This window comes from Telmatospirillum siberiense, assembly GCF_002845745.1.
GTDB lineage: Bacteria > Pseudomonadota > Alphaproteobacteria > Rhodospirillales > Magnetospirillaceae > Telmatospirillum > Telmatospirillum siberiense.
Map to the genome: position 1 here is coordinate 73,752 of NZ_PIUM01000019.1, position 11,560 is coordinate 85,311.

The 11,560-nt window shown below is 65.1% G+C and carries 10 protein-coding genes; 8 read left to right on the forward strand and 2 right to left on the reverse strand.

The window, feature by feature from the left end; all coding sequences use genetic code 11:
* Window positions 1–10: 10 nt before the first annotated feature.
* Window positions 11–1,108, reverse strand: a complete 1,098-nt coding sequence (locus CWS72_RS15990; RefSeq protein WP_101251626.1) for an NADH:flavin oxidoreductase/NADH oxidase — start codon at window positions 1,106–1,108, stop codon at window positions 11–13.
* Between the two features lie 93 nt (window positions 1,109–1,201).
* Here CWS72_RS15990 and CWS72_RS15995 point away from each other — a divergent pair, with 93 nt between their 5' ends.
* The 8 genes from CWS72_RS15995 (at window position 1,202) to CWS72_RS16030 (ending at window position 10,372) form a co-directional block, all read left to right on the forward strand.
* The gene (locus CWS72_RS15995) at window positions 1,202–1,549 is read left to right on the forward strand and encodes an ArsR/SmtB family transcription factor (RefSeq protein WP_420824071.1); all 348 of its coding nucleotides are present in this window, start codon (window positions 1,202–1,204) and stop codon (window positions 1,547–1,549) included.
* Window positions 1,550–1,652: 103 nt separating this feature from the next.
* A complete protein-coding gene (locus CWS72_RS16000; RefSeq protein ID WP_158240682.1) occupies window positions 1,653–2,870 on the forward strand; it encodes an HD-GYP domain-containing protein in 1,218 nt (405 codons plus the stop codon).
* Between the two features lie 208 nt (window positions 2,871–3,078).
* Entirely contained in the window at window positions 3,079–4,728 is a 1,650-nt protein-coding gene (locus CWS72_RS16005) for an ABC transporter substrate-binding protein (protein ID WP_158240683.1), read from the forward strand.
* 13 nt (window positions 4,729–4,741) lie between these two features.
* Window positions 4,742–5,659, forward strand: a complete 918-nt coding sequence (locus CWS72_RS16010; protein WP_101251629.1) for an ABC transporter permease — start codon at window positions 4,742–4,744, stop codon at window positions 5,657–5,659.
* Window positions 5,656–6,564: an ABC transporter permease gene (locus CWS72_RS16015; RefSeq protein ID WP_101251630.1), complete on the forward strand. Its 909-nt coding sequence runs from the start codon at window positions 5,656–5,658 to the stop codon at window positions 6,562–6,564. The genes CWS72_RS16010 and CWS72_RS16015 overlap by 4 nt, the downstream gene beginning before the upstream one ends.
* A complete protein-coding gene (gene nikE / locus CWS72_RS16020; protein WP_101251631.1) occupies window positions 6,564–8,315 on the forward strand; it encodes a nickel ABC transporter ATP-binding protein NikE in 1,752 nt (583 codons plus the stop codon). The genes CWS72_RS16015 and nikE overlap by 1 nt, the downstream gene beginning before the upstream one ends.
* A 105-nt stretch (window positions 8,316–8,420) precedes the next feature.
* On the forward strand, window positions 8,421–9,167 hold the full coding sequence (locus CWS72_RS16025) for a helix-turn-helix domain-containing protein (RefSeq protein WP_158240684.1): 747 nt from the start codon (window positions 8,421–8,423) through the stop codon (window positions 9,165–9,167).
* 437 nt (window positions 9,168–9,604) lie between these two features.
* Entirely contained in the window at window positions 9,605–10,372 is a 768-nt protein-coding gene (locus CWS72_RS16030; RefSeq protein ID WP_101251633.1) for a sulfite exporter TauE/SafE family protein, read from the forward strand.
* Between the two features lie 33 nt (window positions 10,373–10,405).
* On the opposite strand, the gene CWS72_RS16035 is transcribed toward CWS72_RS16030, so the two are convergent.
* Window positions 10,406–11,527, reverse strand: a complete 1,122-nt coding sequence (locus tag CWS72_RS16035; protein WP_101251634.1) for an NADH:flavin oxidoreductase — start codon at window positions 11,525–11,527, stop codon at window positions 10,406–10,408.
* Window positions 11,528–11,560: the final 33 nt, after the last annotated feature.

Here is an 11,560-nt window from a genome sequence, read left to right on the forward strand (position 1 = left end):
ACCCGCCCGATTATTCCGAACGGTAACGTTCCAGCCAATGGGCGTAGGGAGCCGGCAATACCCAGGACGGGCGGTCGAGCCCCAGCGCCAGGGCGGCGGCGTAAGGCCAATGGGGATTGGCCAGAAGCGGCCGGCCGATCATGGCGACGTCGATCTTGCCGTCGCGGATCAGACCGTCGGCCCGTTCGGGACCGCCGAGGTTCCAGGTGGTCGATCCCGGCAGGCCGGTTTCCCGGCGAACCCTCTCGGCGATCGGAGCGATGAACGCCGGGCCCCAGGGGATCTTCGCCTCGGGCGTCGAAAAGCCCATGCTGACATCGATGAAGTCGAGCCCCTGGGCCTTGAACTGCTGAACCAGTTCGATGGATTCGACCAATGTCTCCTCATCCCGGCCGTCGAATTCGATCACGCCGAAACGCGCGGTCAAGGCGCGGTCTTCCGGCCACACCTGGCGAATGGCGGCCAACGTTTCGATCAGGAAACGACCACGGTTGGCGGCACTTCCGCCATAAGCGTCCTGGCGATGGTTCGAATGGGGCGAGAAAAAGCTCTGGGCCAGGTAGCCATGGGCGAAATGCAGGGTCAGCCAGCGGAAGCCGGCGTCGCGCGCCCGCTTGGCGGCGGCGACGAAATCGCGCCTCACCCGCTCGATGTCGTCTTGCGTCATGGCGCGCGGAACCTTCGGCAGCCCATCCCCGTAAGCCACCGCCGAGGGCGCGATGGTCGGCCAGCCGCGCGGGTCGCTCTCGGCCATGTGATCGTCGCCCTCCCACGGGCGGTTGGCGCTGGCCTTGCGGCCGGCATGACCGATCTGGATGCCGGGAACGGCGCCGGCCGCCTCGATCGCGGCCGCGATCGGACGCAGGGCCTCGGCATGGGCGTCGCTCCACAGGCCCAGGCAACCGGGAGTGATCCGCCCTTCCGGCGAGACCGCCGTCGCCTCGACGATGACCAGACCGGCGCCACCGCGCGCCAGGCTGGTGTAATGGGCCTGGTGCCAATCGTTGGCCAGTCCGTCCGTGGCCATGTACTGGCACATGGGCGAAACCGCGATCCGGTTCCGCAAGGTAACGCCCTTGAGGGAAAAGGGTTCGAACAAGGTGGGCATGAGGGGAAAACTCCATGAAAGGGGGCGCGTTTGAGGGCGCCGCATCATTCTATATTTCGAATATATACGAACTATGGCAAAATGGAACCGGTCGTGATAGGAAAATTCCACCATGACCCGGATAGCGAGGATTCCTTGAGAGCCTTCAAGCACCCACCGATCGAGGAGGTCGCGCTGGCGGACGCGTTGCATGCCCTCAGCGATCCCGTCCGCCTCGATATCGTTTCGAAACTGGCGATGGACGGCGAAGCAAGTTGCGCGGCATTGGACGGCGGGCGTCCGAAATCGAGCGTCTCGCATCATTTCCGCGTTCTGCGCGAAGCCGGACTCGTGCGCACCCGCAATGAAGGCGTCGTCCATATGAACGCCCTTCGCCGCGAGGAGTTCGATCGTCGCTTTCCCGGCCTGTTGAACGCCGTCCTGGCGGCGGTAAACCGCTGAAGGCGGCGCATGGCTGAGTTGCTTGCCGGAAAAGTCGCAAAAGTCAAACCACATACATATCATGGTAGGCGATCCTGCCCTTTCGGCTTCAAGGACTGCCCCGTTGCGTTTCAATCTCAATTCGTTTCTTCTCGCCCTCTCGACGATGCTCGACTTCGTTGAGTCTGACCTGCTCGGCGTGGCCTCCAACCATGGACGGCGGGTTGCCTACATCACCGCCCGGCTCATCGAGCGGGCAGGCCTGTCGGACGCGGAAATCTTCGACGCCGTCGCGCTGGCGCTGCTTCACGACAACGGACTGACCGAGGCTCTGTTGACCTCGTCGGCCCTGCCGGTGAACGTCGAAAGAATGCGTCACGCCGAAAATCTGACGGCGCATTGCGAGATCGGAGAACATAATCTGGCCGCCTTTCCCTTCCTGACCGAAGTGAGGGGGGCCATCAAGCATCACCACGAGCAATATGACGGACAGGGCTTCTTCGGGCTGGCGGGCGAGGACATTCCCCTGGCGGCGCGGATCATCGGCTTTGCCGATTACGTGGATCTCCTGTTCGATTTCAGCACGCCCGACCAGGCAAACCGGGAAAAAATCGCGGACGCCGTCGCCGGGATGCGGAGCCAGGCGTTTTCTCCCCGAAATTGCGATCTATTCGATGAAATCGCCGCGAAGCCAGCCTTTTGGCTGGATCTCCAGGACGATTTCATCGATCAGGCCCTGAAGGAACGCGTCCCCGACATCTGGCAGGAGCTGTCATGGGACAGGATCCTGGAAATCAGCCGCGTGTTCAGCCGCATCGTCGACTGCAAGTCGCAGTTCACCCAGCGCCATTCGAGCGGTCTGGAGGAGAAGGCCGCGCGGATGGCCGAATTTTATCAATTCGATCACGAAACAAATATCAAGGTGCGAATCGCCGCCAGCCTCCACGACATCGGCAAGCTGGCCATTCCCAATTCCATCCTCGACAAACCCGACCGCCTGACTCCCTTTGAGTTCCGCAAGATGCAGGAACACACCTACTACACGCGGCGGTGTCTCGAGCGCATAGAGGGTTTTGCCGATATCACCGAGTGGGCGGCCAACCATCACGAACGCCTGGACGGCTCGGGCTACCCGCTGGGCCTGACGGCCGGGCGGCTGGACTTCAACTCGCGGCTGATGGCCTGCCTGGACATCTACCAGGCCCTGACCGAGGAACGCCCCTATCGGCGTTCCCTGCCCCACCGGGAGGCCATGGCGATCCTGCGTCCACAGGCGGAAGACGGCCTGCTGGAAAAGGGAATCGTCGCCGATCTGGACCAGGTCTTCGCGCCCCCAGCCTGATCACCGGTCGGCGAGCGGACCCGTGGGTTCACGTTCCATTCGCGGCATCGGAAGGTCCCGCCCACTTCGGCTCCCCGGGGGGAAATAACAAATTAGTTATGCTAATAACATATGTTATACACTTTTGTATGTTTTAGTAGATCGAAATAATATACTAATGCGCCGGAGTTTGCCTCCCTTCGCCACCATCTCCGGAGCCCGGCGTCACATGGCCAGTCCTATAGGTTCGGTTTCCTCCTCCCGCGGTATTTCAATCACCCTGCTTTTCCTGGTGGCCGGGTTCTGGTCCGTCTCCGCCATGTCCGCAACACAGACGACGACACCGAAAAGCGGCGGCCAGGTGACGTTCGGCGTCACCACCGAGCCGGTCTGCTTCAATCCGCAACGCTCGGAGCAGCAGAACTCCTTCATCCTCAGCCGCAACCTGGTCGATTCCCTTCTGGCCAAGGACGTCTCGGGACGGTTTCTGCCCTGGCTTGCCCGCGAATGGACGGTGTCCGCCGATGGCAGGATCTATGTCTTCAAGCTGCGCGAAGGCGTCACATTCCATGATGGGACGCCCCTCGACGCCGAGGCGGTCAAATTCAACCTGGATTTCGTCAGGGACAAGGCCAACACCAATGCCGCCGGTCAGCTGTTGCAAGCGGTGGAGCATGTCGAGGCGACGGCATCCCACGAGGTGACCCTCCATCTCGCGAAACCCGATTCGGCCCTGCTGGAATCCCTGGCCAGCATCAGGCTCGGCATCCTGTCGCCCAAATCCCTGCAGTCAGGCGATCGCCTCTGCTCGGGTGGCCCCGCCCTGGCCGGCAGCGGACCTTTCAAGTTCGAAAGCTATGTCCGCGGCCAGTCGGCGAGCTTCGTCAGGAACGACGCCTACAACTGGGCGCCCGGCTACGCGGCCCATCAGGGTCCAGCCTATCTGGACAGGCTGATCGTCCGGTTCCTCCCGGAATATTCGGTGCGTGCCGGTGCTCTGTCCTCCGGCCAGGTCGACGTCATCGAGGGGATACAACCCACCGACATCGGTTTGTTCAAGGACCAGCCGGGCTTCCAGTTCATCATCGGACCTTCCGGCGCCCAGACCTCATTCACCCTGAACGTCAACTACACCATTCCGCCGGCCACCGATATCCGCGTGAGACGAGCCTTGCGGGACGGCGCCGACATCGCCGCCCTGGTCGACAGCGTCTATCTGGGCACGGTACGGCGCGCCTGGTCCAACATCGCCCCCGACAACCCCTTCTACGACAAGAGCCTGGACGGCAGTTGGGGCAAGAACGTGGAACAGGCCAACCGGCTGTTGGACGAGGCCGGCTGGACCGGGCGCGACAGCGAAGGCTTCCGGACCAGGGACGGCCAACGCCTCGCCATCGAGGTGGGCTATCCGCAGCCCTTTGTCCGCGACAACCGGGATATCCTGATCCAGGGGCTGCAGGCGCAATTGCGCAAGAACCTGGGTTTCGATCTCCGGCTGCGCTTCATCACAGGAGGCGAATGGGCCCAGCAAAAGGAGAAGGGCAATTGGACGATCTATCCCAATACCTATCTCCCGGCCGACGCCGCCCAGGAATTGTCCGCCAACATCGGCGAGCAGGGATTCATCCGCGGCGTGGCCGACAAGGGCGACAAGGAGTTGTTCCGCTTGATTAACGACGCCTTGCAGGCCACCAGCCAGGATGAAAAAACGCGGCTGGTGCGGGCCGCCCAGCGGCGTGCGGTGGACCAGGCCTTCATCGTACCCCTGTTCTCGGCGAACTATCAGCTCGCCGCCAGGGATACGGTGCATGGCCTGTCCTTCGAGACTCAGCTCGATTCGCCGTCCAATTTCCATGATGTCTGGCTGACGGCGAAGTAAGGGGGCGGGCGGCATGTGGCGGCGAATCCTATCGCGGTTGTCGACCAGCCTGATGGTAGCCTGGGGCAGCGTTACCTTCGCCTTCCTGGCCCTGCATACCTTACCCGGCCGAATCGAGGACATCCTGGCCGGCGACCTCGATTATCCGGGCCTGCGCGAGGCGATCGCCACCGAATGGGGCCTGAACCGGAGCCCGGCGGAACAGTATCTGGACTTCTTACTGCGCATCGCTTCCGGCGATTTCGGTACCTCCTACGTCCTTCGTCAGCCGGTCGGCGGCGTGCTCGGATCTCAGGTCATGCCCACCGTCCAACTGGCCCTGGCGGCCGGGCTGCTGGCCCTGGTGCTGGCCGTGCTGGCCGCCTCGGCGACGGCTGGGCGGAGCCGCTCGGCCCGCGCCCTCGCCGCCCTTCTCGAACTGCTGTTCGCCTCCACCCCGGTGTTCTGGCTCGGCATCCTGCTGTTGATGGCCTTTTCCTTCTCTTTGCGCTGGTTTCCCGTTTCCGGGGCGCAAGGATGGCAGGCCCTGGTCCTGCCCAGCGTCGCCCTGGCCCTGCCGACGGCCGGCCTTCTGGCCCAGGTTCTGCGCGACTCCATGGAAAAGACGCTGGAGCAGCCCTTTGTCGTCACCATCCGCTCTCGGGGCCTGGGCGAATGGCCGCTCCGCCTGCGCCATGTGCTGCGCCATGCCGCCCTGCCGGCGGTGACCCTCGGCGGCTGGCTGATCGGCGGCCTTTTGGGTGGAGCCGTCATCACCGAGAAGGTGTTCGGCCGGCCGGGACTGGGAACCGTCACGCTGAACGCCGTCCTCTCCCACGATGTTCCGGTAGTGCTGGCCGTGGTGCTGATGGCCGCCTTCATCCATGTGGCGGCCTCGACCCTGCTCGACATTCTCTATGTCCTCGTCGACCCGAGGCTGAAAGCGCAATGAGCGAAGCAACTCCCTCCGAAGCGGCGACCCTCCTGTCCGATCCGTCGGGCCGAACGGGTCCGGCTGCGCCAGGCGCGGCGATTCGGCGCGTCATCGCGGTCCTCTGGCAATGGAAAGGCTTCCTCGCGGCCGGGGCTTTCTTGCTCTTGCTGGCCATGGTCCTGGCGACGCCCCATCTGCTGACCGCCTATGATCCGCTGGAGGGCGATGCCTTGGCCGGGTTGCGGGCGCCCAACGCCACCCATCCCTTCGGCACCGACCGACTGGGACGCGATGTTCTGGCGCGAACGCTCTATGGCGCCCGCTATTCCCTGTCCATCGGCTTCGGCGCCACCGCCATCAGCGTCGGATTCGGAGTATTGCTTGGAATCGCCGGCGGTCAGAAGAGCCGCCTGCTGGACGAAACGATCTGCCGTCTCTTCGACGTCATCTCATCCTTCCCCGGCGTCCTGATGGCCCTGCTTGTGGTCACCTTCCTCGGCCAGGGCATGCTGAACGTCGCCATCGCGGTCGGGGTCGCCGGAATCCCCAAGTTCGGCCGGGTGGTGCGGGCCCAAACCCAACTGGCGCGGAATGCCGACTATGTCACCCAGGCCTATATTTACGGTCGTAGCCGCGCAGCCGTATTTTTTCATCATCTGCTGCCCAATGTGCTGCTGGCGATCCCGGTGATCGCCACGGTCTATGTCGGCACCACCATTCTCGCCGTTTCAAGCCTGAGCTTCCTCGGCCTCGGCCCACAGCCGCCGACCCCGGAATGGGGCGTGATGCTGGCGGAAAGCCGGGATGTCCTGAGAATCGCCTGGTGGCCCGGCGTCTTTCCGGGAGCGGCGCTGACCCTGACGGTGATCGCCTTTACCGTCATCGGCAACGCCCTGCAACGGCGCTTCGAAAGGCGCGGTTGATGAGCTGTCCGATACCCATCCGATCAAGCTCCCGCTCCACCCCCGCGACAGCCCCCCTGGTCGCAATCGAGGGATTGACCATTCGTTTCCGCGCCGATGGGCCGCACCGGCCCGCCGTCCAGGATATGGACCTCGTCATCCATCCCGGCGAATGCGTGGCCCTGGTCGGCGAATCCGGCTCCGGCAAAAGCGTCACCGCCCGGAGCCTGCTGAACCTGGTCGGACCGGGCGCCGCCGTCACGGCCCGGCGTTTCGAGATCGACGGAGCCGATGCCCGGAACTTCGGCCCGGCGGACTGGCAGCGGCTACGCGGTACCTTCGCCGGTCTGGTCATGCAAGATGCCCTGGTCTCGCTCGATCCCTTGCGCACCATCGGCCGGGAGGTGGGCGAGGTGGTCCGCCATCACCGTCTGCTGCGCACCCCCGCCGAGATCCGGGACCGGGTGATCCGCACGCTGGACCGGGTGGGAATGCCGGATCCCGATGTCCGGGCGAGCCAATATGCCCATCAGTTGTCCGGCGGCCTGCGCCAACGGGCCCTGATCGCCGCCGCAATCGCCGGCGGTCCCCGGCTGATCATCGCCGACGAACCCACCACCGCGCTCGACGCCAGCGTGCAGAAGCAGGTGCTGGAGGTCCTGCGCCAGCGGGTGGGCGAAGGGGCGGGACTACTGCTGATCAGCCACGATCTGGCGGTGGTCGCCGATCTGGCCGACCGGGTGCTGGTGATGCGGGACGGCCGGGTGCTGGATGCCGGCCCGACCGGCGGCGTGCTGGCACGACCGCGTCATGCCTATACCCGCCAACTGATCGCCGCGGTGCCGTCGGCGGACTCGCGCGGAAGCCGCCTTTCCTCCTCCCGCCTGGAAACGGCCGGCGGCCCCACGGGGAACTCCGTGATTGTGCGCGATCCCCTGCCGCCCCGTCCCCCAATCGGAATCGATACGGTCCTGGAGGCACGCGGGCTTACCAAAGTCTACCGTTATCCGGGACGCGCCGGCGATGCCGGTCGCCTCGCCGCGCTGGCGGACGTCTCTTTTTCCATCCGCTCGGGCGAGGTGCTGGGACTGGTCGGGGAGTCGGGTTCGGGAAAATCCACCTGCGCCAAGATCCTGCTGGGCCTCGTCGAACCCGACGCCGGCTGGGTGACCCTTCTGGGCCAGCCCTGGTCCGGAATATCGGAGAAGACCCGGCGCCCGTTGCGCCGATCGTTGCAATATATTCCCCAGGATCCGCTCAGCAGTTTCGACCCCCGCTACCGGGTCGCCGACATCATTGGCGAAAATCTGCTGTCCCTTCCCCGTTCCCGGCGGCAGGATCGTATCGTCGCCTTGCTCGACCGGGTCGGCCTTGACGCCGGTTATCTGAAACGCCCGCCGCTTTCCCTGTCGGGCGGTCAGCGCCAGCGGGTCGCGGTCGCCCGCGCCCTGGCCGCCAGACCGGCACTGATCGTCTGTGACGAACCGGTCTCGGCCCTCGACATCAGCATCCAGGCCCAGGTCATCGACCTGATCGCCGAACTGCAGTCGGAACTGGAAACCGCCCTTCTGTTCATTTCCCACGACATCGGGCTGGTCCACCACCTCGCCGACCGCGTCCTGGTGCTGAATGGCGGACGGGTCGTCGAGCAGGGTCCGGTGGAAAAGGTCTTTCTCACCCCGACTCAGGACTATACCCGCACTCTTCTGGCCGCCCGGCCCGGGCCGCTGACCGATCGGCTCGGCCCCCCTTCGCCGGCACGGCGCGAATAATCCGCCGATTGCGGGACGCTTCCGCTCGCGCGCCTCTTCCCGGCGGAGCCCCTCCGATGGTACCGTCGGGGCCGGGTCCACCTTTTGAAAACGACGAGGCCACCGTTGCCGTCCTTTCCCGTCGCGACGGCACAGCCGTCCCGTGCGTCGCATTGGCATTATTGGCGGACGGACACCGCCGGCATCGTCGAGCTTGCTTCGTGGCATGGCGGCGGTTCACTCGGTCTCAGGCCCCACTTTCATGACGAAGCCCAGCTGGTTTTCGTTCTGGCCGGCGCCCGCTCCTTTCTGATCGGAAATCGGGCGATAACGGTGAGTGCCGGCAAAGCCGCCTGCATTCCGGCCCATGTCCTGCACGCCCCCCTGGCGAACGGAACGGCGGAAACCCGCTGCCTCAATCTCTATCTGCCGGCCACCGGCGCGACGGATTCCCTGCGGGTCGTCGATATCCGGGAGCATTGGCGCATCACCGAGGGCACCGGCATCCGTCCGGCCGCCGTTTTAAGGGACTTCGATGCGCTTTCCCCGACCATCGGGAACCCCGAAAGGCCGAAGCGCGAAGATGACAGCCTCCGCCTCGCCTTGACGACCAGCCGGGGCCGGATCGGCGATCTGGCGGCGAGCCTGGGGCGAAGCCGTGAGGATTTCAGCCGGCGGGTAAGCCATGCCGTCGGCGTCGCCCCGCACAGGTTCCGCCTGCTCGCCCGGTTGAACCTGGCCCGGCGCCTGTTGCGCGCCGACGAGCCGATCGCCGCCGTCGCGGCCGAGACGGATTTCGCCGACCAGAGCCACCTCGGCCGGCTGTTCCGCGCGACGTTCGGCACCACGCCGGGTCGCTACCGGCACGGCTGAATCAATCACAAACGTTCCAGACACCCCCTGTACGGACGCCTATTCTCGGCGCAACACCGGCAGGGACGCCCATATGCGCTAGCATAAGCCCCAAATAAGCCCTCTCCCGCGTCAGCGGGAGGGGGGGAATCGGGCAAGATCCGAAGCGAAAACCAGAGGGAGAACACTGTCTCCCAACGCCTTTCCAGAGAAACACAGATGAACAAGATGAACACGGATGGGCGCAGATAAAGAAAAAGCTCATCTGTGCTTATCTGTGTTCATCCCGTTCATCTGTGTTCCCGATAATGGCGCCACGGATCCGGCAAGATGCGGGATGCGGCCACCCCCGCTCTCCCGCTTGTCCGCGGGAGAGAGGCCTTAAGCTAGCGCTTATGGGCAGGGACGCCGGTGCCACCGTTCTTTTATCCAAGGCGGGACAAAGGGAGGAATGACATATGCAGGTCGATACGGCCGGCGTCCTGCTGGCGGCCGGCGTGTTGGGCGGGCTCGTCAACGCGGTGGCGGGGGGCGCCACGCTCATCACCTTTCCGGCCATGCTGGCGGTGGGGCTGCCGGCCATCGCGGCCAACGCCTCCAACGCGGTGGCGATTTCGCCGGGGCACCTGATCGCCGCTTTCGCCGATCGCGGCAAACTGCCGCCTCCGACGGGCCGCACGATGACCTTCGTCGCCATCGCCCTGACGGGCGGAGCCATCGGCGCCGGCCTTCTGCTGCTGCTTCCCGAACGCCTGTTCACCTTGCCGGTTCCCGCGCTCATCGCGTTCGCCACGCTGCTGTTCGCCTTCGCTCCGCGCCTCCAGGCCCGGAGCGAAGGCCGCCGAAGCCCCGGCGAGGCGGAGCCGCGCGGGTTTCACACCGCCTGCCTGGCCGCGGCTTGTCTCTATGGCGGCTTTTTCGGCGCCGGTCTCGGCGTCATCCTGACGGCCGGCCTGTCGATCACCGAACCGAACGACATCCGCGCGATAAAAGCGCTGAAAAATCTGCTGGCGAGCTGCGTCGCCCTGGCCGCGACCGTCATCTTCATCGTCCAGGACGCGGTGCGCTGGCCGGAAACGGGGATGATGCTGGCCGGAGCGACCGCCGGCGGATATGGCGGCGGCCTCTTGATCCGCGTTCTGCCGGCGATCCATGTGCGGCGGATCGTCATCGGCGCCGGAACGGCGATGACGATCCTCTATGCCTGGCGCTACTGGCTGTCATGACCGACCGAGCGGACCCGACCGGGATGCAAGCCCTCAGACCAGTTCGGCCAGGGCCGAGACATTGAAGTCCTTCAGGTTCCGGCGATCATTGGCGCGAATCTTCATCGCCCATTGCGGATCGCTGATCAGCGCGCGGCCGACGGCGATCAGGTCGAATTCGTCACGCTCCATGCGCTCGATCAGGCGCTCCAGCCCGGTGGGGGTCGATCCTTCGCCGCTGAAGGCGGCCATGACGTCTCCCGACAGACCAACGGAACCGACGCTGATCGTCGCGGCGCCGGTCAGCTTCTTCGCCCAGCCCGCGAAATTCAGACCGTGCTCGCCGTCCAGCTCGGGAAATTCCGGTTCCCAGAAACGGCGCTGCGAGCAGTGAAGGACGTCCACGCCGGCATCGACCAGCGGCTGCAGCCAGTCCGTCATCTGGGCGGGCGTTTCGGCGAGACGCGCCTTGTAGTCCTGCTGCTTCCACTGACTGACGCGGAGAATGACCGGAAAGTCCGGCCCGACGGCGGAGCGGATCGCGGCGATCACCTCCGCGGCAAGACGCGACCGCTCCTTGATCGTCGCGCCACCGTAGCGATCGGTGCGCTTGTTGGTGCCGCTCCAGAAGAACTGATCGATCAGATAACCATGGGCGCCGTGAATCTCGACGGTATCGAAACCCAGGCGCTTTGCATTCGCGGCGGCGCTGGCGAAAGCGGCGACGGTGTCGGCGATCGCCTCCTCGGTCATCGTCTCGCCGCGCGGCTTGTCCGGCGCGGCAAGGCCCGAGGGACTCTCCACGGGAGCGTCGGGCACCCATTCGGTCATGAAGCTGGCCACCGACCCGACATGCCAGATCTGGGGCCCCATCCGGCCACCGGCGCCGTGAACGGCGTCGATCACCCGCTTCCAGCCGGCCAGCGCCGCTTCTCCATGGAAGAACGGGATGCCGGGATCATTGCGCGAGGCGGGCCTGTCGATCACCGTGCCCTCCGACAGGATCAGCCCCACCTCCCCTTCGGCGCGGCGTTTGTAATAGGCGGCGTTCGCCTCGCCCGGGACGCCATTCGGCGCGAACGAGCGGGTCATGGGAGCCATGACGATGCGGTTTTTCAGATCCAGCGATTTGACGCGAAAAGGGCGGAAGAGAATGTCGGCAGACAGCGATGACATCGGGACGCTCCGTTGCGATTGGAAAGTATAAGA

Excerpts from the sequence above, each read along its gene's own strand:
- CWS72_RS16035 (WP_101251634.1), bottom strand. The coding sequence starts at position 11,527 with ATGTCATCGCTGTCTGCCGACATTCTCTTCCGCCCTTTTCGCGTCAAA.
- CWS72_RS16005 (WP_158240683.1), top strand. The coding sequence starts at position 3,079 with ATGGCCAGTCCTATAGGTTCGGTTTCCTCCTCCCGCGGTATTTCAATC.
- CWS72_RS15990 (WP_101251626.1), bottom strand. The coding sequence starts at position 1,108 with ATGCCCACCTTGTTCGAACCCTTTTCCCTCAAGGGCGTTACCTTGCGG.
- CWS72_RS16015 (WP_101251630.1), top strand. The coding sequence starts at position 5,656 with ATGAGCGAAGCAACTCCCTCCGAAGCGGCGACCCTCCTGTCCGATCCG.
- CWS72_RS16030 (WP_101251633.1), top strand. The coding sequence starts at position 9,605 with ATGCAGGTCGATACGGCCGGCGTCCTGCTGGCGGCCGGCGTGTTGGGC.
- nikE (WP_101251631.1), top strand. The coding sequence starts at position 6,564 with ATGAGCTGTCCGATACCCATCCGATCAAGCTCCCGCTCCACCCCCGCG.
- CWS72_RS16010 (WP_101251629.1), top strand. The coding sequence starts at position 4,742 with ATGTGGCGGCGAATCCTATCGCGGTTGTCGACCAGCCTGATGGTAGCC.